This is a genomic window from Pseudomonas sp. LB3P93 (genome assembly GCF_054898025.1).
In genome coordinates, this window is sequence record NZ_CM142713.1 from 4,756,999 (window position 1) to 4,781,421 (window position 24,423).

Genomic DNA, 24,423 nt, shown 5'->3' on the forward strand with positions numbered 1-24,423 from the left:
TATAGCGATGTGAATCAGATAGACCGCCATCGCGGGCAAGCCACGCTCCCACAGGTTTTTTGTCGTTCGCATAATCCGGGTACGACATAAAACCTGTGGGAGCGTGGCTGAACTGGCCTAATAATTCCGGACACCTCTTAAGGGCGATATGATTTCGCCAATTTGGAGGTTCCATGAACGAAAGAAAGGTCTATTCCCGCGAATTCAAGCATCGTGCAGCCAGCATGGTAATTGACGATAATTGCCCCGTTCCAGATGTCTGCGCGTCTTTAGGTATTGGACCTACCGCCCTGCGGCGGTGGGTCGAGCAGGTTCGCAAGGAGCGCAAAGGGCAACCCGTTCAGGGCACCAAGGCAATTACTGAGGATCAGCGCCAGATTCAGGAATTGAAAGCCAAGATCAAACGCCTGGAACTGGAAGCCGAAATCTTAAAAAAGGCTACCGCTCTCTTGATGTCGGACCCCGATCGTTTTCGATGATCGCGGAGCTAAGAGAGTCATTTCCGACCGCCACCCTGTGTCGCGTTTTCGATGTGAAGCGCAGCAGCTTTTATGAATGGATGCAGCGGCGCGCCAAGCCAAAGATCAGACGCGAAGAACTCAAAGAGAAAGTGGTCGAGTTGCACAGCGAAAGTCGGGAAGCCCTGGGCTCCAGAGCGATCAGCAAAAACCTGAAGGCACTAGATATATCTGCCGGAAGAAGCCTTGTTAGAGCATTGATGAGAGAGGCCAACATTGTCAGTAAACAACGCCAGCCGCACCTATTCAGATCCAAAGGGGTTGAAGCATTCGTCGCACCCAATTTGCTCAAGCGCAATTTCAAACCGACCGCAGTCAATCAGGTCTGGTGTGGCGATGTTACAAGCCTGATGGTGGGTAAACGTTGGGTTCATCTGGCCATCGTGATCGACTTGTATGCACGCCGGGTCATCGGTTGGGCATTCTCTCTGGTCAACGACGCGAACCTGGTCAGCAAGGCGCTACGGATGGCGACAGAGCTTCGTAAATGCCCGTCAGGAGTAATGTTCCATTCGGATCAGGGTTGTCAGTACACCAGTCGCAAGTTTCAAGAAGAGCTGAGACGCCATGACATTTTGCAAAGCATGAGTCGTCGCGGGCAGTGCTGGGACAATGCGCCGACAGAACGCTTTTTCGGCACGCTAAAGTCAGAATGGGTCCCTCGTAACGGCTACAGCACGGTCAAGGAAGCCGAAACTGATATGACGCGTTTCTTCATGTACTACAACCGCACCAGGCTCCACAGCTACAACAACTACCTGTCGCCACTAGCTATGGAGCAAAAAGCGGCATAAGCACCGTAACCGGTGTCCGGATTTACTTGACCAGTTCAGGCTTGCCCGCGATGGCATCAACAGGATCAGCGCAATCTCAGCGTTGTTTCAGGCGGTCGATGACGACAGCCAACAGTAAGATCGAACCGCGAATCACGTACTGGTAGAAGGTGTCGATATTCTTCAGGTTCATCGCATTCTCGATAATCGCCAGAATCAACACCCCGGCAATCACATGCCGAATCATGCCGATCCCGCCGCTCAGCGACACCCCGCCCAGCACGCAAGCCGAAATCACCGTCAACTCAAAACCCTGGCCAATCATCGGCTGCCCGGAGGTCATGCGCGACGCCAGAATCACCCCGGCCAATGCGCCGATCACACCGTGTACGGCAAAGATAAGGATCTTGGTCCGGTCAACGTTTACCCCGGCTAACAACGCCGCTTCCTGGTTGCCGCCGATGGCCATGGTGTTGCGCCCGTAGGTGGTGTAATTCAGCAGCCAGCCAAAAAACAGGAAGCACACGATGGTGATCAGGATCGGCACCGGCACACCAAACAACTGACCGTTACCGAAGACGAAGAACGACTCCTGCGACACGCCGACCGCTTTGCCATTGGCGAAAATGTAAGCCAGGCCACGAACAATCTGCATGGTCGCCAGGGTGGTAATCAACGCGTTCACTCGAAGCTTGGCGATCACGATGCCGTTGATCAGCCCGACAATCAGCCCCATCACCAACGCGGCACTGACGCCGAGAAACACGCTGTCGGTGTCGCGCATCACGACCGCCGCGACCACGCCGGAACAGGCAATCACCGAGCCCACCGACAAGTCGAAATGCCCGGACGCCAGGCAATACAACATGGTGCAGGCCGCAATCCCGGTCGTCGAAATCGCCAGGCCCAGACCGCGCATGTTCAGCGGCGACAGGAAGTTGTCGATCAACAGCGTGCAGGCCACGAAGATCCCGACGGCCGCCAGCAACATTACCCAGTCATCGAGAAAGCGCCGCAGGTCCAGAGGTTTGCGCTGGGTCGGCAGAGCGTTGTTTTGGATTGTCATAGTCACCTCTCAGTTCGCCACGCCGTCAGCGCGTTGGCGCGGCAAAGCCAGTTGCAGCAAGTTGGATTCATTGGCCTCTGCGCGAGACAACTCGCCGCGCATCGCGCCTTCGCAGAGCACCAGGATGCGGTCGGAAATGCCCATCACTTCCATCAGGTCGCTGGACACCACGATCACCGCAATGCCGCTGGCGGCCAGGTTGTGGATGATCTGGTAAATCTCGGCTTTGGCGCCGATATCGATGCCGCGAGTGGGCTCGTCCAGCAGCAGGACTTTCATCGGCATCGACAGCCAGCGGCCGAGAATGGCCTTCTGCTGATTGCCGCCGGACAGGTACATGATTTTCTGCGCCGCGTCAGGCGTCTTCACTTTCAGCGCCTTGATCTGCTTGTCGGCGTTGCCCTTCTCCCACAGGCCGCGCAACAGGCAACCGAAAGTGGAGTGGGCGCCGCGCGCGCTGATGTTGATGTTCTCGGCGACACTGGCGAGCGGAATGATGCCTTCCTTCTTGCGGTCTTCGGGGCACAGCAGAATGCCGGCAGCGATGGCGTCGCGGGGGGAACGCAGTTTCACCTCATGACCACGAAGCTCCAGGCGTCCGGCGGTATTGCGCGTCAACCCACTGAGCATCCGGAACAGCTCGGTACGACCGGCACCGACCAAGCCGAACAGCCCGAGAATCTCGCCCTTGTGCACCTCGAAACTCACCGGTTCACGCAAGCCCGGCCCGAGCAAACCGTCAACCTTGAGCGCCACGGCGCCACGCTGGCGATTGCGGTAATCGTAAATGTCCTGAATGTCGCGACCGACCATGCACGTCACCAACTGGTCGTGGGTCAGTTCGTTCATGTCCTCGAACGTGCGCACGTAGCGGCCGTCCTTGAACACCGTCACCGCGTTGCAGATGCGGAACACTTCCTCCATGCGATGGGACACATAAAGCACCACTTTGCCTTCGTCGCGCAGGCGACCGATGATCGCCATCAGACGATCGATCTCCCGCGCCGACAGGCTGCTGGTGGGTTCGTCGAAGGCAATCACATGCGCGCCACGGGACAACGCCTTCGCAATCTCCACGAGCTGTCGCTGACCGAGGGACAGGCGCCCTACTTTCTCTTGCGGATCGATTTCATCGGCCAGGCCTTTGAGGCAGGCCAACGCTTGTTGTCGCAGCGCGCCACGATTGATCAGGCCGAAACAGGCCGGCAGATGACCGAGGAACAAGTTCTCCGCCACGGTCATTTCCGGAACCAGGTGCAGCTCCTGATGGATCACCGCCACCCGGCTGGCGATGCTGTCGGCGGTGGACTTGAAGACCATCGTCTGTTCGCCGATTTGCAGGTCGCCGCTGCTCGGCGTGTAGGCACCGCCGAGGATTTTCAGCAGGGTCGATTTGCCGGCGCCGTTCTCGCCCATCAAGGCATGAACCTGCCCCGGATGAGCGACGAAGCTGATGCTGTCCAGCGCCTTCACCCCGGGAAAGGTTTTGCCAATCCCGTTGAAGCGCAAGCTGCCGCTGACGCTGTGCTCATGTGTCTGTAATTGCGCGTGCATAAAACCACCTCATCACACAGATCAGGCAGCCCTGTCGCCAGGGCCGCCGATGAAATCAACCAGCCCTCAGTTCCACAGGCCGATCTTTTCCAGTTCCTGCTTGAAGTTCTCGCGAGTGATCAGTGTCACGTCGTCCATCGCGGTGTATTTCGGTGGCTCTTTGCCGGTGGTGACCCACTCGAACATCATGCTGGCGGTGTTGTAGCCCTCGATGTGCGGGCTTGGCAGCATCGAACCGAAGAAACCGCTGTTGGCTTTCTTCAGCTCGCCGATGGCGTCGGTGCCGTTGATGCCGATGCCGATCACGTTGGCCGCAGCAAAACCGGCACTTTCGGTGGCGCGCACGCCACCCAATACGGTGTTGTCGTTCATGCCGCCGATGATCAGGTTTTTCGCCCCTCCGGGCAGTTTCACCAGCGCCGAGTTGGTGGCGTCCATGCTGCCGGGTACGTCGAGGGTTTTCTGCGCGGTGAAGAGGATGTGATCTTTAGGAAAACCTGCATCTTCCAGCGCCTTGGCTGAACCGTCGGTGCGTTTCTTGCCAGTGTCGAGTTCGTTGAACGTGTTGATGACCGCGTAGGTTTCTTTCCAGTCCCAACCGCGCTTCTTCGCTTCGGTGGCCATGGCATTGCCTTGTTTCTGGCCGACCTCAAACGCGGCCATGCCGAGGTACGGAACGTCTTCCATAAACTTGCCGCTGGCATCGACGAAACGGTCATCGACCGCTATCACTTTCAAACCGTTGGCCTTGGCCTTGGCCACGATGGCCGGGCCGAGGCCGACGTCCGGCGGGCAGATCACAAAGCCCTTGGCGCCGTTGGCCGCGAGACTGTCGATGGCCGAGAGGGTTTTCTCACCGTCCGGCACGGCGATCTTGATCACGGTGAAGCCCTTCTCTTTCCCGGCCTTTTCGGCGAATGCCCATTCGGTCTGGAACCAGGGCTCTTCCGCCTGCTTGACCAGGAAGCCGATTTTCACTTCCTCAGCCGCCAGCAGCGTGCTGCTCAGGCTGACCGCAGTAACCGCCAAAGCGGCACAGCACAGGGAACGGATCCCACGACGACGATTCATAAGCTGACTCCTTGTTATTTTTTTTGAGCGTTATTTTGAAAGCCGGTACCGCAAATAGTCATATCGTATGATGATTGGATTTCAGACAGAGTTACGCGTCTGAATCCGGTTTTATTCAGTCGTGATACATGACCGAGCGACCACCATCGATGGTGATGCACGAGGCATTGATAAACGGCGCTTCATCGCTGGCCAGAAATACGGCAGTCATTGCCACTTCCATCGGCTGCCCGATACGGCGCGGCGGATGCAGGTCGAAGGCCCGCTGACGTTCGGCGTGGGGGTCGGCAAAACCGTTCCAGTAATCGACGTTCAATTGGGTTTCGATGTAGCCCGGCGCGATCGCATTCACGCGAATGCCCTTCGGCGCGTATTCGATGCCCAGTGCGCGGGTCAGCCCGAGCAAGCCGTGTTTGGCCACCGGGTACGGGAAGCAACCCGGGATGATGTGCGTGGAATGGGTCGAGGCGATATTGATGATGCTGCCGATGCCCTGCTCGATCATCTGCGGCAGCACAGCCTTGCAGCCATACCAGGCGCCGTCGAGGTCGATCGCGAAGCAGCGATGCCAGTCTTCTTCGGTCATTTCCAGTGGATCGCGGAACACGTTGACCCCGGCGCAGTTGACCAGCACGTCGATCCGGCCATGTCGCTCGAGGGCCAGTTCAGCCATCGCGTGCAGATCCTGCTGACGAGACACGTCAGCCGTGATCGCATGAACGTTGCAGCCTTGATCACGCCACCTAGCCGCGACTTTTTCAACTTTGTCGCCCTGGATGTCGCTGATGATTATTTTGGCCTGTTGATTGACGAAGGCCGCGACGATCGCCTCGCCGATGCCCTGAGCGGCGCCGGTGACCAGCACGACCTTGTCTTTCAGGCGCTTACCCTTCGGCGGTTCGATCATTGGCGGCAGGGAGAGACGTTCAGCCATGAATCAGGGCTCCCTTTTCCAGGCACGACAAAAACCGGGCATCTGTCGATGGCCGGTCAAAAGTCTCTTTGGAAAATCGCTGCATCACTTCACCTGTTTTGTTTTTTTAAGTGTGAGTGCGTGTAACTGATGGCCGACTATAAACCCGACCACCAAATAATCTCAATATATAATTTTACATCCCATATTTTGGGATTCATCCAGCAAAGCGAGTGCAGGCTTTTCCTGGCACATCGACTCGAATCGACAGCAGCGCACCGTCCAGCGGATGGTTGAGCGGGCTCGCCGCGCTGGTGATGTACAGGGTTTTCAAATCTTCGCCGCCAAACACGCAACTGGTGGGACGACTGACCGGCAGCTCGATCACCCGGTCGACATAGCCGTCCGGCGTCAGCCTGATCAGGCAGCTGCCGTCCCAGCGAGCATTCCAGATGAAACCCTCGGCATCCATCGCCGAGCCGTCCGGGCCGCCTCGCTCATGGGGACCGAACCAGACGTACGCCGTGTCCAGGTTACCGTCGGTGTGGACGAAATAGCGGTACAACGTTTTGTCCATGCTGTCGGCGAAGAACAGCGTGGTCTCGTCCTCGCTCCACAACAATGTGTTGGGAATGCCCAGCCCGCGAAGCAGCGGCGTGACCCGGGCATCGCGGTCGATGCGAAACAGGCCACCAGAGCGACGCACGATGGGCAGGTCTTCACCGTTTTCGCCGATGTTGTTTTGCATGGTGCCGAGCCACAACCGGCCCTGCGCATCGCAGCGGGCTTCGTTGGCGCGATTGCCGGGTTGCGGGTCGGCGACGCAGAGCAAGGTCAATCTAGGTTCAAGCCCTGGTGAATCCAGGTCCAGCCGATAGACGCCGCTGCTTAACGTCACCAGCGCATCGCCGCTTTCGCAGGGGATGAACGCGGACACGTGTTCCGGCATTTCCCAGATCTGCACGTTGGCACCGATCAAACGCAGGGCTTGCTTGCCGGCGATGTCCACCCAGTACAGCGCCTGGGTCGGCACATCCCAGAACGGGCCTTCACCGAGTTGCGCACGGTGTCCGGTAACCGCATTCCACGTCATGAAACCTCCTGCTGTTGTTTTTATGTGGGCCTGCTCGAGAAATCGGTGTGTCAGACGACATCAATGTTGAATGTCCTGACCTCATCGCGAGCAAGCTCGCTCCCACAGGGTTGTCTGTTGTCAGCTGGCTTTTTTGTCGGCCATGACTTTGGGGTAGAAACGTTTGATCGCCAGGTCCGCGTTATCGATCAGGGTCATGCAGGCCCAGACACCCCGCGCGGCATCCCGGGCGGCGATGGCATCGGCCATGTCTTTGTGAATCGGCAGCGTGCGACGCAGTTCGTCCGGGTCGGCGGCGGATACTTCGAAAGATACCGCCAGCAGCGCACCGAGGGCCGGGACCATTTGTTCGATGAACTGATTGTGACTGGCGGCGAGAATGCACTCATGGAAAATCTGGTCGGCGTGGTTGTAATCGATGCCGCTGTCCACCGCCCGTTCCAACGCGTTGTAGGCCTGCAATATTGCCTGAACCTGTTCGACCGTAGCGCGCTCGCACGCCCAGCGCACTGCCATCGGTTCGATGGTGCGGCGCAGGTCGAGCAAGTCGTCGACGAAGTTTTCCGGCAAGCCACTGCGCGACAGCCACCCCACGACTTGCGGGTCGAAGAGATTCCAGCGTCGCACCGGCAACACCCGCGTGCCGACCTTTGGCCCGACTTCGAGCATGCCTTTGGCGACCAGGGTTTTGATGGCTTCGCGGATAACCGTGCGACTGACACCGAGTTGCTCACCCAGGTCGGCTTCGACCTTGATGGTTTCACCGGGCCTGACCTGGCCTGCGGCTATCCAGCAACCCAGCCAATCGACGGTCGACGCATGAAAACTGCTGGACATGGGCACCTCGATGCAGGAACGGCACAGAGTCGTTCGCAAGGTGTTCAAGCTAATCATCATACGATTGGGTGTCAATTTGATTTTTTGCCTGACCGCATCCAGGCAAGCGATTTGAAGGATCTCACTTTGTGACCTACGGTTAGCCGCGACAGATCAAGCAGTCAATAGCATCTGTTCCACTTGAGTCCGCTATCGACAGGTATAAGCATGAACATGGATGCGTCTACGCAATACCCGATTGTTTTGGTCCACGGTCTTTTCGGTTTCGACAAGATCGCCGGTTACCCCTACTTTTTCGAAATCAAGGAAGCGTTGGAACACGCGGGCGCCAAGGTGTTTGCCGTTAACATTCCAGCCGTCAACGGTAACGAGGAGCGCGGTGAAAAACTGCTCGAACACGTCAACCGCATTTTGCAGAAAACGGGAGCCGCCAAAGTCAATCTGATCGGCCACAGCCAAGGTCCACTGGCCGCACGCTACGTCGCGGCGCTACACCCGGAAAAGGTCGCTTCAGTCACTTCTGTCAGCTGCCCCAATCATGGCTCCGAGATTGCCGACCAATTGCATAAGGCGCTGACGCCTGGCGAATTGCCCGAAGCGCTCGTTCTTGCCCTGTTCAAGGCAGTCGGCACTTTCATTTCGTTGATCAGCGGCCATCCGGAAAACCCTCAGGACGCTCAAGCAGCGTTCGAATCCCTGACCAGCGCGGGATTGGCCGCCTTCAATCGCAAATACCCGCAAGGGATACCGAAACAATGGGGCGGGGAAGGCAATGAAATTGAAAATGGCGTGTACTACTACTCATGGAGCGGGATCGTACAAAACTCCCAAAGCCTGCAACCTCTCGATCCGTCCCACTTGAACTGTATCGTGCTGTCGAAGTTATTTTATAAAGAGAAAAACGCCAACGACGGGCTGGTCGGTCAATACAGTTCGCATTTGGGGAAAGTGATTCGCTCGGATTACCCGATGGACCACTTTGACGCAGTCAATCAGATGGCCGGGATTACCAGCTGGAATGTGAGCCCGGTCAGGCTGTACCTTGATCATGCGGCTCTGCTCAAGAGCAAAGGTTTGTAACCTCAATAAAACGGCCCGCTTATAACGGGCCGCTTTCCAGAACAGAGCAACTCAGCGGTTTCACGGCTCAAGACCGATCGGAAAGAACTCACCGCCGCTCCACACGCCAAGCCAGCGTTGCCCGTCAATTTCACGGGTCACAGCCAGTTCCACCAGTTGGTAGAACACGTTGCGATGGATCAGGGCTTCGAGGTTGGTGCGCACATGCACATACGGCGCAGGTTCCTGGGTGACCGGATCAATCACCACACGGATCGGGTGTTCAGTGCCGGCTTCCGTGGTCTCGTCGACGTTGGTAGTGAAGCGCAGCAGCTGGGATTCACCCTCGCCCTCCACGTCCACGGCAATCGCCACAAACGGCGCGTCATCGACCTTGATGCCAACCTTCTCGACCGGGGTGATCAGGAAGTAATCATCGCCATCGCGACGAATGATGGTGGAGAACAGCTTGACCATCGGTTTGCGTCCGATCGGCGTACCCAAGTAGAACCAGGTGCCGTCGCGGGCGATGCGCATGTCGATGTCGCCACAGAAGTCAGGGTTCCACAGGTGGACCGGCGGCAAGCCTTTGGTTTTGGGGATTTGCCCCAACAAGTCGTTGGCTTTTTGCGGGCCACTCATGGCGTTCTCCTTGAATTACTGGTCGCTGAGCCCGATCAGGCTGCGCGCGTACTGCTCCAGCGGCGGGCCAATCAGGTCTTGTGGCTTGTTGTCGTGGAACGTCAGTAAACCGCCACGACTCTTGATACGTGCAGTATCAATCAAATACTGGGTGCTGGTCTCGATCAACATGATCTGAATCACGCCGCTGTCGATGCCGAGGCGATCCACGTATTCCTGATCGAGCCATTCGTCCGAGTTACCAATACGGTCATCAGCCTTGGCAAACCGCGTGTAAAGCAGGTAATGGGCGCCGGCGGCGCGAGCTTCACCCATGGCCTGGTCGAGGCCTTCGGGAGTGCGCGCGCGGCGAACCATCGGAAAGTATTCGATGAAGCCATTGAAGGCTTCTTCAGCGACCACGTTCGGTCGCGGATAGGCACTGCCCGGCGGTGCGAAGGCACCTTGGGCGATGTAGATGAACGAGTCCGGCTGGATGCGCAGGTTATTCACCCGACGGCTATCGCTGTGATCCAGCAGCCCTGCATCGCTCATGTGGTAGCGAGTTCCTTCAGCCATATCGCTGACATTCATGCAGCCACCAAGCGCCAAAACGGCCAGCAGCAAAACCAGGCTACGCATCCTACCCTCCAGAGGCCGGTGACGGAAAACCGGCGAATGGCCATGGGATGCAGCTTCCGCGCCAGCTCGGCCTCCCAGACATTTCAGATGGATTATGCCGACTTGTGGCGAGGGAGCTTGCTCCCGTCCGCGGCTGCGTAGCAGTCGTAAATACTGAGGAATGCGGTGACTTTGATAATTTGGGGCCGCTTCGCGCCCCAGCGGGAGCAAGCTCCCTCGCCACAGGCCGGTTCAGCCCCCGATGATTTTCATGACCGTCGCACCACCCGAAAACGCCACTTCCTGCTTGTCCCCCAACGCTTTCACCAGAAGGCGCTGCAACGCCGGCAATGCCTGATGGCGTGGCTTGTCCAACAGATCGCCGACATAGTGGCGATTGCTCGACGACAAACAGCCATGCAGCCAACCGGTGGATGACAATCGCAGGCGCGAGCAGGTCCGGCAGAAGGGAACGCTTTCATTGGCAATCACGCCAAAGTGCCCTAACCCCGGTATTTCGTAGCGCACGGCAGTCGCGTCTACAGGCGCATCGGCTTGCAGGTATTCGTAGCGCTCGCCGATCAGGCTCAACAACTGCTGAAGGCTGACGAACTGCTGCAGGAAGGCGTTGTTGTCGCTGGCCAGGTGTCCCATGCGCATCAGCTCGATGAAGCGCAACTCATAGCCACGCTCCAGGCAGTAATCGAGCAGCGGCATCACCTGATCGAGGTTTTGCCCGCGCAGGGGCACCATGTTGACCTTGATCTTCAGGCCGGCCGCTTTGGCTTGATCCATCCCGTCAAGAACGGTCGCCAGATCACCGCCGCGGGCAATGCTACGGAACGCGCTGGCATCCAGGGTATCGAGGGAAACGTTGATGCGACGGATGCCGGCGTCCACCAGCAATGGCAGTTTCTTTGCCAGCAGCTGACCATTGGTGGTCAGGCTGATGTCTTCCAGGCCCATCTTGCCGACGGCGGTCATGAAAGCTTCGAGTTTAGGGCTGACCAGCGGCTCGCCACCGGTGATGCGCAAACGCTCAATGCCCGCCGCTTCGATCAGATACGCCACGCCGCGTGCCATGGCCTCGGCCGACAATTCATCCTGCGCAGCCACCAGCCGCTTGCCGTTAGGCACGCAGTAAGTACACGCGTAATTGCAGGCTGAGGTGAGGCTGATCCGCAAATTGCGGAAACGCCTGCCTTGACGGTCAACGATCATGGATCACTCCGGCAAAAGGAATTCGAACGCGCAAAACTTGACTCAAAAATCAAGTTTTAGCAAGTCCTATGCCTGAGTATATTCCTGAGGTACTGCGCCATATAGCGAAATCATGGCGCGATAAGGCAACTGAATGGTTCAGCTGCTTGGCGTGTCGGTATCGCGTTTACGCTTGTTGCCCATGCGCACGCCGATATCCATCAGGAACTGGAAGAAACCTTCCTGATCTTCCAGCACATTGCTCCAGAACGGCGAGTGATACAGCGCCACAGCGCCGTGCACCAGCGCCCAGGACGCGCAGTAATGGAAGTAAGGCGGCACGTCTTCGAGCTTGCCTTCGCTGATCCGGCCTTTGATCAGCAAGGTCAGGCGTTCGAAGTTCGAGGCGCGGATCTTGTGCAACTCCTCGACCATCTCCGGGACCTGGTTGCCCTTGACGACCTTCTCTTCCAGACGATCGAACAACCGATAGCGTTGCGGATCGCGCATGCGGAATTCGAAGTAGGCCCGGGACAGGGCTTCCTTGTCCTTGTCGACATCTGCCGAATGCAACAGCTCGTTCAGATCACGCTCGTAATCGAGCATCAGGCGCAGATAGATCTCCGCCTTGGATTTGAAATGCTTGTAGATCGTGCCTTTGCCGATACCGACGGCATCAGCAATCATCTCGACGGTGACACTGTCTTCACCTTGGTCGAGGAACAGCTTGAGCGCGGTATCGAGAATTTCTTGCTCGCGGCGACGAAACTCACGGACCTTACGAGGTTCTTTATGCATAAGAAAAGGTCTGTTGGGGGTCAAAATTCGAAGCCGCGTATTATGCCTAACTTACGCAAAAATGCACGGATCATCCGACCATATCTGTGTTTCTTGACCATTTCACACAGGGTCGCCCGTTGATGAGAACACTTCCGAAGCGGGCGTATTCCAAAATTGTTTAAAAACCTGGGTCGGTAAACTGGACTCGGCGCAATACTGATCAATACTTGAACTGTCGGCGGGGCATCTCCCCCAAGTGTCGCGTCGATATAGGTACCAACGGACCGCGTGCCTTTGTTTTACTCCTAATGGTCTTAACCCGGATTCACCCCCCAGAACCCGGGTTTTTTTTGCCTGCGATTTAGCCTTTCACATGCGCCAGCGGGAACAGCCGCTTGAAGTTTTCAGTGGTCTGCTCGGCAAATCGCTCATAGGACTCACCACGCAACATTGCCAGAAATTCCGCAACCTCGCGTACGTACTGCGGCAGGTTTGGTTTGCCGCGATAAGGGATCGGCGCGAGATACGGCGAGTCGGTTTCCACCAGTAATCGATCAGCCGGCACTTTGCTGGCGACATCACGCAACGCATCGGCATTGCGAAAAGTGACAATGCCGGACAGGGAAATGTAATAACCCATATCCAGCGCAGCCTTGGCCATGTCCCAGTCTTCAGTGAAGCAATGCAACACGCCTGCCTGAGGCAACGCGGCCTCGCGCAGCAAACTCAACGTATCCTCGCGGGCGCCACGGGTGTGGATGATCACCGGTTTGCCGGTTTGCTGAGCGGCTTGCAGGTGCAAGCGAAACGATTCCTGCTGCAACTCGGCAGCTTCCGGCTCGTAGTGATAATCCAGACCGGTTTCACCGATCGCTACCACTCGCGGGTGATTGAGTTCACGCAACAGCCAATCCAGCGCTGGCGCGGCACCCGGCTGTACATCCAGCGGATGCACACCCACCGAACAGTCGACATCGTCATAACGCTCGGCCAGGGCTTTGACGTCTGCGGCATTTTCGACGCTGACGCCGATACACAGAAAGTGCCCTACCCCGCGCTCACGAGCCGCATCGAGGGCGGCATCCAGTGAGCCGGCGTGGGCGGCGAGGTCAAGACGATCAAGGTGGCAATGGGAATCTACGAGCATAAAAGGGCTGCAACTTACATCGTATGAGTGGGACGGTCGGACTTCATGGCTCCGGCCAGATGGGTTTCGATTCGACTGCGCGCGGTGTTGTCGCCGTCGTTGAATTGTACGCCGACACCGGCTGCCCGGTTGCCCTGAGCGCCTTTTGGGGTAATCCAGGCAACCTTGCCGGCGACCGGGATCTTCTCGGCATCATCCATCAGGTTCAGCAGCATGAATACCTCATCGCCCAACTTGTAGCTTTTGTTGGTCGGGATAAACAGGCCTCCGTTCTTGATGAATGGCATGTAGGCCGCGTAAAGCACGGAGTTGTCCTTGATGGTCAGGGACAAAATACCGTTGCGTGGCCCCGGATTGACGGCTTCGTTCATGCTGACCTCCATTGCTGATGATCAGAGTCTAGGCGCAGACGATCACTTCTGGGTAGGCAGGGATGCCCATTGCACCAGCAGCGCCTCGAGCAACAATGCCGGATTGAGGTTGGCTTTGCTCATGACCTTCTGGCGCTGGGCGAGAATCCAGTCCTGGATACTCAAGACTTTGTCCTGAGCGGTTTTCTGCGCCAGGTATTGAATGACCTTGCGCATGTCCGTCAATCCAAGCCCTGCTTCATCCTGGGTCAACTGATAGCGCAGGATCAGACTCGACCAGTCGCAGAACCAGTCGAACAACAGCAACTGGGGAACGGTTTTCCATTCTTCGGCCAACTGCGTCGGCGATTGCTGTTGCTTGAGCAACTTCTTCACGCCTTCGACCACCAGCGCCCGCTGCTCGCGCACGCCCTGTGCCTGTAACTTGACCGCGGCCAGCGGGGAGCCGGCGGCCAGGGTCAGCAGTTCGACACGCTCTTCTTCCGAGCTGTCCGGCAAGGCCTTGGCCAGCCAGGCAAGACTCATCGCTTCGCTCGGCAGTGGGCAGGCCTGCTGCACGCAGCGGCTCTTGATGGTTGGCAGCAGACGACTGGTCTGGTGGCTGACCAACAGTAAAACGGTATCGCCGGACGGTTCTTCAAGACTTTTGAGCAAGGCGTTCGCGGCGTTGACGTTCATCGACTCGACCGGCTCGATCAACACCACCTTGCGCCCGCCCATTTGTGCGGTCTGAACCACGAAACTGACCAGGTCACGCACCTGATCGACCTTGATCGCCTTGTCGGCTTCTTCCGGTTCCAGGATGTAATTGTCAGGGTGGCTGCCGGCCTTGAGCAGCAGGCAGGATTTGCATTCGCCGCAGGCGTCCTGCGCGGTCGGACGCTGGCACAGCAGACTGGCCATCAAACGCTCGGCCAGCGCACGCTTGCCGATCCCGGCCGGGCCATGCAGCAGATAGGCGTGCGCATGTTGCTTGCGACCGGCCAACTGCTGCCAGAGGCTGTCCTGCCACGGATAGGCTTCAGCCACGGGTCAGCTCCAGCAAACGTGGCAGCAAGGCGTCCAGCGACTGCTGAACCTGCGGCAGCGGCTGAGCGGCATCGACCAGCACATAACGCGCCGGGTCAGCGTCAGCGCGCTTGAGGAACGCACTGCGCACGGCATCGAAAAAGGTCCGGCCTTCGAGTTCGAAACGGTCCAGGCGACCGCGAGCATTGGCACGAGCCAGACCCACTTCTACCGGCAGATCAAAGATCAACGTCAGGTCAGGACGAAGATCGCCCTGGACAAACGTTTCCAGAGTCGCGATGCGCTCCAGCGACAAACCGCGACCGCCGCCCTGATAGGCATAGGTCGAATCGGTAAAACGATCACACAAGACCACCGCACCGCGGGCGAGCGCGGGGCGAATCACCTCGGCCAGATGCTGGGCCCGCGCGGCGAACACCAACAACAACTCGGTGTCGGGGTTCATGACTTCATCAACCGGCGCCAACAACACTTCGCGAATCCGCTCGGCCAATGGCGTACCACCCGGTTCGCGGGTCAGCACCACCTCGATACCGGCGGCGCGCAGACGCTCGGCCAGGTATTCGCGATTCGTGCTTTTGCCGGCGCCTTCCGGGCCTTCCAGGGTAATAAACAAGCCAGTCACAGGCAGTCCTTAATCAGGGTCATTGCGGGTTTTGCGGCGCGGTTGCATCCGGCTCAGGCACGGGGTCTGGCTGCGGAGCAGGCTCCGGAGCAGGTGCAGCAGCGGGTTCTTGCGGCGCTACGGGCGGCACAGCCTCGGCTTCTGGGTTGGGCGACGCGACCGGAATCGGCGCCTCGGCGTCCGGTGCTTCGCCATTCTGGAATTCGGACGCCGAGGCCGGCGCCGGGCTGGAGCGGTAGTCGGCACGACGCTTGAGCTGGAACTCACGCACCGCATTGTTGTGGGCATCCAGATCATCGGAGAACACGTGGCTACCATCACCGCGAGCGACGAAGTAGAGGCTGTTACCCGCCACCGGGTTCAACGCGGCGTGGATCGCTTCGCGGCCGACCATGGCAATCGGGGTCGGCGGCAGGCCCGAAATCATGTAGGTGTTGTACGGCGTTGGCTCCTTGAGGTGGGCACGGGTCAATTTGCCGCTGTAACGATCACCCAGGCCGTAGATCACCGTCGGATCGGTCTGCAGCAGCATGCCAATCGCCATGCGTCGCACAAACACACCAGCAATCTGACCGCGCTCTTGCGGCACCCCGGTTTCCTTTTCCACCAACGAGGCCATGATCAGCGCTTGATAGGGTTCGGTATACGGCACGTCAGCAGCACGTTGCTCCCATTCCTTGGCAAGGACTTCGTCGAGGCGATCGTAGGCTTTTTTCAGCAGATCGAGGTCGGTCATGCCACGCACGAAGCGGTACGTGTCGGGGAAGAATCGACCTTCGGGAAAGATCCCGGCGTGGCCGAGCTTTGTCATCACTTCGCTATCGCTCAAGCCGTTCAGGGTCTGCTCAAGTTTTTCATCCTTGGCCAATGCCGCCCGGACCTGATGAAAATTCCAGCCTTCGACCAGGGTCAGGCTGTACTGAACGATGTCCCCGCGCTTCCACAGGTCGATCAGCCCTTCGACGGTCATGCCGGGCTGCATGCGGTATTCGCCCTTGTGCAAGGGTTGTCCGGCCAAATTGAAACGCCAATACACACGCAACCAGAAAGCATCCTTGATGACGCCATCGGCTTCGAGTCGATAGAAAGTGCGGGTGGGAGTCGTGCCTTTGGGCACTTCCAGCAGTTCTTCCTGGGTGATGTTCAGCGGCTGTTCCAACGCCGAATGAATTTTCCAGGCGGCAGCGCCCAGACACAGCCCTGCCAGAACCAATCCGGTTTCCAGCAGCAGCAAGAATTTACGTCTCACGTATCAAGCATCCAGTAGCGCGCGGGCAATGGTTTGGAGTTTACGGGTGAGCGGCCCAACCGACCAGCTCAGCGCAGCATAGGCGCGCACCGGCCAAACGCCATACACGCTGTTGCAGACAAAGACTTCATCGGCCCATTGCAGCTGATCCAGACTGATGTCGGTGATTTGCGTGGGAATCCCCAGCGACTCGGCTTGAAACAATAATTCGGCACGCATCACGCCAGCCACGCCACAGCGCTTCAAATCAGCCGTGATCAATACACCATCGCGGATCAGGAACAGGTTGCTGAACACACCTTCGATCACGCGCCCCGCCAGATCGAGCATCAAGCCTTCGGCGTGCTCCGTATCTTGCCACTCGGCGCGGGCGATCACTTGCTCCAGACGGTTGAGGTGTTTGAGACCGGCAAGCAGTGGCTGCCTGGACAGACGTGTTGCACAGGGGAACAGGCGAACGCCCTGCTCGCCATGAACGGCAGGATAAACAGCGGGAGGATTGCCTTGCAGAATACGCCGGGCCTGAGCCGAAGGATCGGGGGCGTAACCGCGCAGACTGTCGCCACGGGTGATGATGAGTTTGAGCACACCCTCATCCAGTGCGTGGGCATAGGCCAGCAGCTCACTGCGGATCAATTCATGATCGGCAGCGATTGCCAGGCGCGAACAGCCGTCGACCAGACGCGCCAGGTGTCGGTCCAGCAGCAACGGTTGCCCGCCACGCACGGCGATGGTCTCGAACAGACCATCACCGTAAGCCAGGCCGCGATCCTTCAGCGACAAAGCGTCAGCCGGCTGACCGTCGACCCAGCTGTCCATCAGTCAGCGAACCGGCGGAACACCAGCGAGCCGTTGGTACCGCCAAACCCGAAGGAGTTGGACAGCACCACATCGATGTCCATGTTGCGCGCAGTGTGCGGTACGAAGTCGAGGTCGCAGCCTTCATCCGGCTCATCGAGGTTGATGGTCGGTGGCGCCACCTGGCTGTTGATTGCCAGCACGCTGAAGATCGCCTCGACCGCGCCCGCCGCACCCAGCAAGTGACCGGTCATGGACTTGGTCGAACTGACGGCCAGTTTGTAGGCGTGATCGCCGAACACCGACTTGATCGCACAGGCTTCGGCGAGGTCACCGGCCGACGTCGAGGTGCCGTGGGCGTTGATGTACTGGACCTGATCGCTATTGATCTTCGCGTCACGCAGGGCGTTGGTGATGCAACGCGCAGCACCTGCGCCATCTGCCGGAGGCGACGTCATATGGAACGCGTCGCCACTGGTGCCGAAACCGATCAGCTCGGCATAGATAGTCGCGCCACGCGCCTTGGCGTGTTCCAGTTCTTCGAGAACCAGAGCGCCGGCACCGTCGGACAACACGAAGCCATCACGGCCCTTGTCCCATGGACGACTGGCGCGGGTCGGCTCGTCGTTGCGGGTCGACAGCGCACGGGAAGCACCGAAGCCGCCCATGCCCAGACCGCAAGCTGCCATCTCGGCGCCGCCGGCAATCATCACGTCGGCTTCGTCGTACATGATGTTGCGGGCAGCCATGCCGATGCAGTGCGTACCAGTGGTACACGCGGTGGCGATGGCGTAGTTAGGTCCCTGTGCACCCAAGTGGATGGACAGGAAGCCGGAAATCATATTGATGATCGAGCCAGGCACGAAAAACGGAGAGATCCGTCGTGGGCCGGAATCATGCAGGGTGCGGCTGGTTTCTTCGATATTGGTCAGACCGCCAATACCCGAACCCATGGCCACGCCGATGCGCTCACGGTTGGCGTCGGTGACTTCAAGGCCTGCGTTACGTACCGCCTGAAAACCTGCGGCCAGACCGTACTGAATGAACAGGTCGAGCTTGCGAGCTTCCTTGACCGACAGGTATTCCTCGACATTGAAGCCCTTTACCGAGCCGCCAAAACGGGTGGAATAGGCAGAAAGGTCGGTGTGTTCGATCAGACCAATGCCACTGCGGCCAGCCAGAATGCCCTGCCAACTGCTTGGCACATCCGTGCCCAGTGGCGACAACATACCCATACCGGTGACTACGACGCGTCTACGCGACACAGCACTCTCCTTTTTCAAATGACGACTTTGCATCAGGCCTAAAGAAAAAACCGCACGCCATGAGGCAGTGCGGTTTTTCCATGACAGCAAGCAACGATTACAAGCTATTAAGCCTGGTGGTTTGTAACGTAATCGATTGCAGCTTGTACAGTAGTGATCTTCTCAGCTTCTTCGTCAGGGATTTCGGTCTCGAATTCCTCTTCCAGAGCCATCACCAGCTCAACGGTGTCAAGGGAGTCGGCACCCAGGTCTTCAACGAAGGAAGCAGTGTTGACCACTTCTTCTTCTTTAACGCCCAGTTGCTCAGCAACGATTTTCTTGACGCGCTCTTCGATGGTGCTCATACCTTGTTTTCACTCCTAATGGACAAATTCAGGCAGCTGGCCAGTGGGTAAGTGTATAGAAAGACTTTTCAGTTTTTCAACTGAAAGCTTCACTCCTCAAACCCGACAGCCCTCTGCCTATAAATAGATTGCAGCTTTATAACGGATTTTAGACAGCTCGTATGACATTTTTTTGAAGCAATCCGTCACATTTAACTCATGTACATCCCGCCGTTCACCGGGATTGTAGCCCCAGTAACGTAAGCCGCACCGTCGGATGCAAGAAAAGCGACCACAGACGCGATCTCTTGTGCTTGCCCCAGACGGCCCAGCGGAATCTGCGTCTGCAAGGCTTCACGCTGTGCCTCGGGCAGTTCGCGGGTCATATCGGTGTCGATGAACCCAGGAGCCACCGAGTTTACCGTAATCGAACGCGAACCGACTTCACGCGCCAGCGCACGGCTGAAACCTTCCAGACCGGCCTTGGCGGCTGCGTAGTTTACTTGGCCTGCGTTGCCCATGGCACCCACAACAGAGCCAATACTGATAATTCGTCCCCAACGGGCTTTGGTCATACCGCGCAAAACGCCCTTGGACAGGCGGAACAGACTGTTCAGGTTGGTATCGACGACGTCATGCCATTCGTCATCTTTCATGCGCATCATCAGATTATCGCGGGTGATACCGGCATTGTTGACCAGGATCGCCGGCGCACCGAACTGTGCAGAGATGCTTGCCAACACCGCAGCAACGGATTCGTCGCTGGTGACGTTGAGTTCCAGGCCAGTGCCTTGAATACCGTTTTCTTTAAGGGTGGCGGCAATTTTCTCGGCGCCGGAAGCGGACGTCGCGGTGCCCACAACGATGGCGCCCTGACGACCCAGCTCCAGGGCGATGGCTTGGCCAATACCGCGGCTCGCGCCGGTGACCAATGCAACTTTACCTTGCAGACTCATGCAAGTTTCTCCTGATTCAGGCCAGCGCTGCACGGGCGGCAGCGAAAGCGTCTGGGGTATTGAGGTTGGATGTCGACACGCCTTCGGCGCAACGCTTGTTCAGGCCAGCCAGCACTTTGCCAGGGCCGCATTCGACCAACTGGGTTGCGCCCTTGGCAGCCAGCGCCTGGACCGATTCGACCCAGCGCACAGGCTTGTAGAGCTGCTCAAGCAGATCGCGCTTGAGGGTTTCCAGATCGGCCGGCACGGTAGCACTGACATTCTGTACAACCGGAATCTGCGGCGCTTGCCAGTCGATCGCAGCGATCGACTCGGCGAAACGCTCGGCTGCCGGACGCATCAGCTCGCAGTGAGAAGGCACGCTGACCGGCAGTGGCATGGCGCGCTTGGCACCACGCGCCTTGCAGCCTTCGATGGCGCGCTCGACCGCCGCCTTGGCACCGGCGATAACCACCTGGCCCGGGGAGTTGAAGTTGACCGCACTGACCACTTCGCCTTGCGCCGCTTCGGCACAGGCTGCCAACACGTCAGCGTCGTCCAGACCGAGGATCGCGGCCATGCCGCCCTGCCCGGCCGGAACTGCTTCTTGCATCAACTGGCCACGGCGTTCAACCAGTTTGACGGCGTCGCCCAGGCTCAGACTGCCAGCCGCGACCAGCGCGCTGTATTCGCCCAGGCTGTGACCGGCAACGTAAGCCGGACGCGCACCGCCTTCAGCCAGCCACAGACGCCACAAGGCGATCGAGGCGGTCAGAATGGCCGGCTGGGTTTTATCGGTTTGATTGAGTTGCTCTTCCGGCCCTTGCTGGGTCAGTGCCCACAGGTCGTAACCCAGAGCATCGGAAGCTTCTTTGAATGTTTCGAGGACAACCGGATGTTGCGCGCCCAACTCGGCCAGCATGCCGAGGGACTGCGAACCCTGTCCTGGAAAGACGAATGCGAGGGAAGCAGACATGTAACAAGCCCCTAATGATCTTGTCGTCGGAGAATTTGACGTCCCGCTTGGGGGACGCAAGAAACTGACAGTTGGATGGCCAATTGAACTGAGCGGTCACATTTAAGCATTGTCCGACGAAAACGCCTAAAGCAACAAATCCTCCAGACGACCGTGAATGCGTTCCGGCAGGTTTTCCTGAATCTCGATCAGTGCACGTGAAATCGCACTCTGGAAACCCTGAACCCCAGCCGAACCGTGGCTTTTCACCACAATGCCCTGCAAACCCAGGAAACTTGCGCCGTTATGCCGCGCAGGTGCCAGATCGGCTTGCAGACGCCTCATCAGCGGCAACGCCAACGCGCCAACCATTTTCGAGGCGAGGTTTTTCTTGAACAAGGCTTCGATGCGTCCGGCAATCATGGTCGCCAGGCCTTCGCTGGACTTGAGCAGGATATTGCCGACAAAGCCGTCACACACCACCACGTCCGCCTCGCCACGGTACAAGCCGTCACCTTCGACGAAGCCGATGTAATTGATACCACGGGCACTTTGCAACAAGGTTGCAGCCAGCTTGACCTGCTGATTGCCCTTGATGTCTTCGGTGCCGATGTTCAGCAAGGCCACACGCGGGCGAACGACACCCAGTGTCTCCGCCGCCACCGACCCCATGATTGCGAACTGCAACAGGTGTTCGGCACTGCAATCAACATTGGCGCCCAGATCGAGCAACTGGCAATAACCCTTCTGCGTCGGAATGGCCGCAACCATCGCCGGCCGATCAATGCCCGGCAACGTCTTGAGCACAAACCGCGACAACGCCATCAGCGCACCGGTATTGCCGGCACTGACACACGCCTGGACCTTGCCATCACGCAACAGCTCGAGCGCCACACGCATCGACGAATCAGGCTTGCCGCGCAAGGCCTGGGCAGGCTTTTCATCCATGGTGATGACTTCGGATGCCGGAGCAATCGACAGGCGTGAGCGATCCACAGCCGATTGGCCAGAGAGCAGTTCTTCAAGAAGGGAGGGTTGACCGACGAGGGTCAGGTGCAGCGAGGGTGTAGCAGACAGGCAAGCAAGGCTGGCCTGAACAATGCTGCGGGGACCGAAGTCCCCGCCCATTGCGTCAATCGCGATGACTTGAGCAGACAAGTGATTACTCGTCAGCGCCCTTATCGATCACTTTACGGCCACGGTATACGCCTTCTGGCGATACGTGGTGACGCAGGTGAATTTCACCGGTGGTTTTTTCTACAGACAGAGTGCTTGCCGTCAGGGCGTCGTGCGAACGACGCATGTCACGGGCAGAGCGGGATTTTTTGTTCTGCTGAACAGCCATAATTGATTAACTCCTAAACGTTTGGGTCACGCTTTAACTGCGCCAATACACTGAACGGGTTGGACCGCGTTACCTCGTCCTCGCTCGGTTCGGGCTCATCGAGACCCGCCGGCTGCTGGCATTCTTCCGGATGATGAGCAGGCACAATGGGCAAGGCGAGCAGAAGCTCCTCCTCGATCAGTGACTGCAGATCCAAAGGATCTTCGCCCAGTTCCAGCACGTCATAACCTTTCGGCAACGACTGGGTATTCGCACCCTCCTTCACCACAGCATAACTGCATTCGCTATGGATCGGCAGGGTGACCAGCTCAAGACAACGCTGGCAAACCATTTTGACTTCGGTGTCGATAAAGCTGTGGATTACCACAGACTTACGTTCATCTCGTTCAAAAACGAATTTAGCCTGCACCGTACCGACAGTGTCGGAAAGCGGGTCGCAGAGTCTCTCCAAATCGGCCAGCAGCAGTTCACCTTGAAGGGTGGTGCCACGATCAGCCAATTTGCGCGGGTCAACGTGAGGTGGAATCGGGTCATTCAACATAGGCGCAGCATTATAGGGATGCACCCAGCCATGTCAAAGGAAATTCAGCCCTGTCCGTCACTTGGAAGCCTCGGTAGAATTCGCGCCTGTCTTCCGGAGATGCGTATGCTGCCTTTATTACTCGCTTCAAGCTCGGTTTATCGCCGGGAATTGCTGGCCCGCTTGCAGCTGCCATTCACCTGCAGCTCACCGGATATCGATGAAAACCATCGCCCGGGCGAGTCCGCCATTGAGCTGGTAAAACGCCTCGCCACAGAAAAAGCCCGGGCACTGGCCGACAGCCACCCCGCTCACCTGATCATCGGCTCAGATCAGGTCGCAGTCCTCGGCGAGCGGATTATCGGTAAACCTCACACCTTCGAAAAGGCCCGTGAGCAACTGCTGGCTTCGAGCGGTGCCAGCGTGACTTTCCTGACGGGCCTGGCGCTGCTCAACAGCGAAACCGGCGACTGCCAGGTTGACTGCGTGCCGTTCACCGTGCACATGCGCACGCTGGACCCTGCACGCATCGAGCGCTACCTGCGCGCCGAACAACCCTACGACTGCGCTGGCAGCTTCAAGGCTGAAGGCTTGGGAGTCAGCCTGTTTCAAAGCACCGAAGGCCCTGACGCCACCAGCCTGATCGGCCTGCCGCTGATTCGCCTGATCGACATGCTGCTGGCCGAAGGCGTGCAAATCCCCTGAACGCAAAAAAACCGGCCACTTGGGCCGGTTTTTTTATGCCGCAGGAGAACTCAGCGCATCGACGGGCCGCTAAAACCCATCCACATCGCCAGATGCTCAGCCACGCTGGCACCGAGTTTTTTCGAGAAGCGATCGAACGGCGATTCCTGAACGGTGAAGTCCACCAGTTCTTTCTCGCCAATCACATCACGCGCCACCGAACTGGCATTCCCCAGACCATCGATCAGACCCAGCGGCAATGCCTGCTCGCCGTTCCAGACCAGCCCGGAGAACAGCTCCGGATGCTCTTTGTCCTTGAGACGGTCGCCACGGCCCTTTTTCACGCTGTTGATGAACTGCTGATGCGTGGTATCCAGCACACCCTGCCAGAACTGAGTCTCCTCAGGCTTCTGCGGCTGGAACGGGTCGAGGAACGACTTGTGCTCGCCCGACGTGTAGGTCCGACGCTCGACACCGAGCTTCTCCATGGTGCCGACAAAACCGTAACCGGCCGCCGTCACACCAATGGAACCGACCAGGCTCGCCTTGTCGGCGTAAATCTGATCGGCTGCGCTGGCGATATAGTAAGCACCGGAAGCCCCCAGATCGGAGATCACCGCGTAGACCTTGGTATCCGGGTGCAAGCCGCGCAGACGAGCAATTTCGTCATACACATAACCCGATTGCACCGGACTGCCGCCAGGGCTGTTGATGCGCAGGATCACACCCTTGACCTTCTCGTCCTCGAAAGCCGCACGTAGACTGCCGACGATGTTGTCAGCACTGGCCGGTTCCTTGTCGGCGATCACACCCGTCACGTCGATCAACGCCGTGTAGTGGGAACCGCGGGTCGCGCTTTTTTCCATGTCCATCAGCGGCGTGAACAGAATCAACGCGCCAATCAGGTACACAAAGGTCAGCAGCTTGAAGAAAATCCCCCAGCGACGAGACCGGCGCTGCTCCTGGACACTGGCCAGCAGGGTCTTTTCCAGCAGCTTCCAGCTTTTTTCGTCACCGTTCTCTGCGCTCGCCTTGGCAGGCGCTTTCCATTCGTCGGTCATGACATCTTCC

At 58.2% G+C, this 24,423-nt stretch carries 28 protein-coding genes; 4 read left to right on the plus strand and 24 right to left on the minus strand.

Going from position 1 to position 24,423, the window contains the following annotated elements:
• Nucleotides 1-173 precede the first annotated feature (173 nt).
• Nucleotides 174-479 (plus strand): transposase, encoded by a 306-nt coding sequence (locus tag ACYZT8_RS21560; RefSeq protein ID WP_461973777.1) that lies wholly within the window; start codon nucleotides 174-176, stop codon nucleotides 477-479.
• Entirely contained in the window at nucleotides 476-1,312 is an 837-nt protein-coding gene (locus ACYZT8_RS21565; RefSeq protein WP_461973779.1) for an IS3 family transposase, read from the plus strand. Before ACYZT8_RS21560 ends, ACYZT8_RS21565 begins: the two co-directional genes overlap by 4 nt.
• 76 nt (nucleotides 1,313-1,388) lie before the next feature.
• On the opposite strand, the gene araH is transcribed toward ACYZT8_RS21565, so the two are convergent.
• The 6 genes from araH to ACYZT8_RS21595 all read right to left on the minus strand — a co-directional run bounded on the left by araH (nucleotide 1,389) and on the right by ACYZT8_RS21595 (nucleotide 7,825).
• A complete protein-coding gene (gene araH / locus ACYZT8_RS21570; protein ID WP_461975778.1) occupies nucleotides 1,389-2,357 on the minus strand; it encodes an L-arabinose ABC transporter permease AraH in 969 nt (322 codons plus the stop codon).
• 9 nt (nucleotides 2,358-2,366) lie between these two features.
• Complete coding sequence (gene araG / locus ACYZT8_RS21575; protein ID WP_461975780.1) at nucleotides 2,367-3,911, minus strand: L-arabinose ABC transporter ATP-binding protein AraG; 1,545 nt, start codon at nucleotides 3,909-3,911, stop codon at nucleotides 2,367-2,369.
• Nucleotides 3,912-3,977: 66 nt separating this feature from the next.
• On the minus strand, nucleotides 3,978-4,982 hold the full coding sequence (locus tag ACYZT8_RS21580; RefSeq protein ID WP_461975782.1) for a substrate-binding domain-containing protein: 1,005 nt from the start codon (nucleotides 4,980-4,982) through the stop codon (nucleotides 3,978-3,980).
• 115 nt (nucleotides 4,983-5,097) lie between these two features.
• Nucleotides 5,098-5,916 carry an SDR family oxidoreductase gene (locus ACYZT8_RS21585; RefSeq protein ID WP_461975784.1) on the minus strand — a complete coding sequence of 273 codons (819 nt, stop codon included), beginning with the start codon at nucleotides 5,914-5,916 and terminating at the stop codon, nucleotides 5,098-5,100.
• 196 nt (nucleotides 5,917-6,112) lie between these two features.
• Complete coding sequence (locus ACYZT8_RS21590) at nucleotides 6,113-6,988, minus strand: SMP-30/gluconolactonase/LRE family protein (protein WP_461975786.1); 876 nt, start codon at nucleotides 6,986-6,988, stop codon at nucleotides 6,113-6,115.
• 120 nt (nucleotides 6,989-7,108) lie between these two features.
• Nucleotides 7,109-7,825 carry a FadR/GntR family transcriptional regulator gene (locus tag ACYZT8_RS21595; protein ID WP_461975788.1) on the minus strand — a complete coding sequence of 239 codons (717 nt, stop codon included), beginning with the start codon at nucleotides 7,823-7,825 and terminating at the stop codon, nucleotides 7,109-7,111.
• A 207-nt stretch (nucleotides 7,826-8,032) separates the two neighbouring features.
• Here ACYZT8_RS21595 and ACYZT8_RS21600 point away from each other — a divergent pair, with 207 nt between their 5' ends.
• A complete protein-coding gene (locus ACYZT8_RS21600) occupies nucleotides 8,033-8,905 on the plus strand; it encodes an esterase/lipase family protein (protein ID WP_461975790.1) in 873 nt (290 codons plus the stop codon).
• 60 nt (nucleotides 8,906-8,965) lie between these two features.
• On the opposite strand, the gene ACYZT8_RS21605 is transcribed toward ACYZT8_RS21600, so the two are convergent.
• The 17 genes from ACYZT8_RS21605 to ACYZT8_RS21685 all read right to left on the minus strand — a co-directional run bounded on the left by ACYZT8_RS21605 (nucleotide 8,966) and on the right by ACYZT8_RS21685 (nucleotide 22,689).
• The gene (locus tag ACYZT8_RS21605) at nucleotides 8,966-9,526 is read right to left on the minus strand and encodes a DUF1285 domain-containing protein (RefSeq protein WP_461975792.1); all 561 of its coding nucleotides are present in this window, start codon (nucleotides 9,524-9,526) and stop codon (nucleotides 8,966-8,968) included.
• A gap of 15 nt (nucleotides 9,527-9,541) precedes the next feature.
• On the minus strand, nucleotides 9,542-10,147 hold the full coding sequence (locus tag ACYZT8_RS21610; RefSeq protein ID WP_438657882.1) for a DUF4823 domain-containing protein: 606 nt from the start codon (nucleotides 10,145-10,147) through the stop codon (nucleotides 9,542-9,544).
• A 231-nt stretch (nucleotides 10,148-10,378) separates the two neighbouring features.
• Nucleotides 10,379-11,347: a GTP 3',8-cyclase MoaA gene (locus ACYZT8_RS21615; RefSeq protein ID WP_403108147.1), complete on the minus strand. Its 969-nt coding sequence runs from the start codon at nucleotides 11,345-11,347 to the stop codon at nucleotides 10,379-10,381.
• Between the two features lie 138 nt (nucleotides 11,348-11,485).
• Nucleotides 11,486-12,124, minus strand: coding sequence for a TetR/AcrR family transcriptional regulator (locus tag ACYZT8_RS21620; RefSeq protein WP_008152317.1), 639 nt, complete (start codon nucleotides 12,122-12,124; stop codon nucleotides 11,486-11,488).
• Nucleotides 12,125-12,467: 343 nt separating this feature from the next.
• On the minus strand, nucleotides 12,468-13,253 hold the full coding sequence (locus tag ACYZT8_RS21625; protein WP_461975794.1) for a TatD family hydrolase: 786 nt from the start codon (nucleotides 13,251-13,253) through the stop codon (nucleotides 12,468-12,470).
• 14 nt (nucleotides 13,254-13,267) lie between these two features.
• Nucleotides 13,268-13,624, minus strand: coding sequence for a PilZ domain-containing protein (locus tag ACYZT8_RS21630; RefSeq protein WP_461975796.1), 357 nt, complete (start codon nucleotides 13,622-13,624; stop codon nucleotides 13,268-13,270).
• 42 nt (nucleotides 13,625-13,666) lie between these two features.
• Nucleotides 13,667-14,653: a DNA polymerase III subunit delta' gene (locus tag ACYZT8_RS21635; RefSeq protein ID WP_461975798.1), complete on the minus strand. Its 987-nt coding sequence runs from the start codon at nucleotides 14,651-14,653 to the stop codon at nucleotides 13,667-13,669.
• Nucleotides 14,646-15,278, minus strand: a complete 633-nt coding sequence (gene tmk, locus ACYZT8_RS21640) for a dTMP kinase (protein ID WP_461975800.1) — start codon at nucleotides 15,276-15,278, stop codon at nucleotides 14,646-14,648. Before tmk ends, ACYZT8_RS21635 begins: the two co-directional genes overlap by 8 nt.
• Nucleotides 15,279-15,297: 19 nt before the next feature.
• Entirely contained in the window at nucleotides 15,298-16,527 is a 1,230-nt protein-coding gene (gene mltG / locus ACYZT8_RS21645; protein ID WP_461975802.1) for an endolytic transglycosylase MltG, read from the minus strand.
• Between the two features lie 3 nt (nucleotides 16,528-16,530).
• A complete protein-coding gene (pabC, locus tag ACYZT8_RS21650) occupies nucleotides 16,531-17,346 on the minus strand; it encodes an aminodeoxychorismate lyase (protein ID WP_461975804.1) in 816 nt (271 codons plus the stop codon).
• A complete protein-coding gene (gene fabF / locus ACYZT8_RS21655; protein ID WP_131062725.1) occupies nucleotides 17,346-18,590 on the minus strand; it encodes a beta-ketoacyl-ACP synthase II in 1,245 nt (414 codons plus the stop codon). The genes pabC and fabF overlap by 1 nt, the downstream gene beginning before the upstream one ends.
• Before the next feature lie 107 nt (nucleotides 18,591-18,697).
• Nucleotides 18,698-18,934, minus strand: coding sequence for an acyl carrier protein (gene acpP, locus ACYZT8_RS21660; protein WP_003442511.1), 237 nt, complete (start codon nucleotides 18,932-18,934; stop codon nucleotides 18,698-18,700).
• A 191-nt stretch (nucleotides 18,935-19,125) separates the two neighbouring features.
• Nucleotides 19,126-19,869 (minus strand): 3-oxoacyl-ACP reductase FabG, encoded by a 744-nt coding sequence (gene fabG, locus ACYZT8_RS21665; protein ID WP_461975806.1) that lies wholly within the window; start codon nucleotides 19,867-19,869, stop codon nucleotides 19,126-19,128.
• Between the two features lie 16 nt (nucleotides 19,870-19,885).
• Complete coding sequence (gene fabD / locus ACYZT8_RS21670; protein WP_008152335.1) at nucleotides 19,886-20,824, minus strand: ACP S-malonyltransferase; 939 nt, start codon at nucleotides 20,822-20,824, stop codon at nucleotides 19,886-19,888.
• 126 nt (nucleotides 20,825-20,950) lie between these two features.
• Nucleotides 20,951-21,961: a phosphate acyltransferase PlsX gene (plsX, locus tag ACYZT8_RS21675; protein WP_461975808.1), complete on the minus strand. Its 1,011-nt coding sequence runs from the start codon at nucleotides 21,959-21,961 to the stop codon at nucleotides 20,951-20,953.
• A gap of 4 nt (nucleotides 21,962-21,965) precedes the next feature.
• Nucleotides 21,966-22,148, minus strand: a complete 183-nt coding sequence (gene rpmF, locus ACYZT8_RS21680) for a 50S ribosomal protein L32 (protein ID WP_008152339.1) — start codon at nucleotides 22,146-22,148, stop codon at nucleotides 21,966-21,968.
• Between the two features lie 13 nt (nucleotides 22,149-22,161).
• Nucleotides 22,162-22,689 (minus strand): YceD family protein, encoded by a 528-nt coding sequence (locus ACYZT8_RS21685; RefSeq protein ID WP_004371317.1) that lies wholly within the window; start codon nucleotides 22,687-22,689, stop codon nucleotides 22,162-22,164.
• Between the two features lie 105 nt (nucleotides 22,690-22,794).
• Between ACYZT8_RS21685 and ACYZT8_RS21690 the strand changes: the two genes are divergently transcribed.
• Entirely contained in the window at nucleotides 22,795-23,373 is a 579-nt protein-coding gene (locus ACYZT8_RS21690) for a Maf family protein (protein WP_461975810.1), read from the plus strand.
• A gap of 50 nt (nucleotides 23,374-23,423) precedes the next feature.
• Here the strand turns inward: ACYZT8_RS21690 and sppA are convergent, their stop codons facing one another.
• Nucleotides 23,424-24,413: a signal peptide peptidase SppA gene (gene sppA / locus ACYZT8_RS21695; protein ID WP_461975812.1), complete on the minus strand. Its 990-nt coding sequence runs from the start codon at nucleotides 24,411-24,413 to the stop codon at nucleotides 23,424-23,426.
• Between the last annotated feature and the right edge of the window lie 10 nt (nucleotides 24,414-24,423).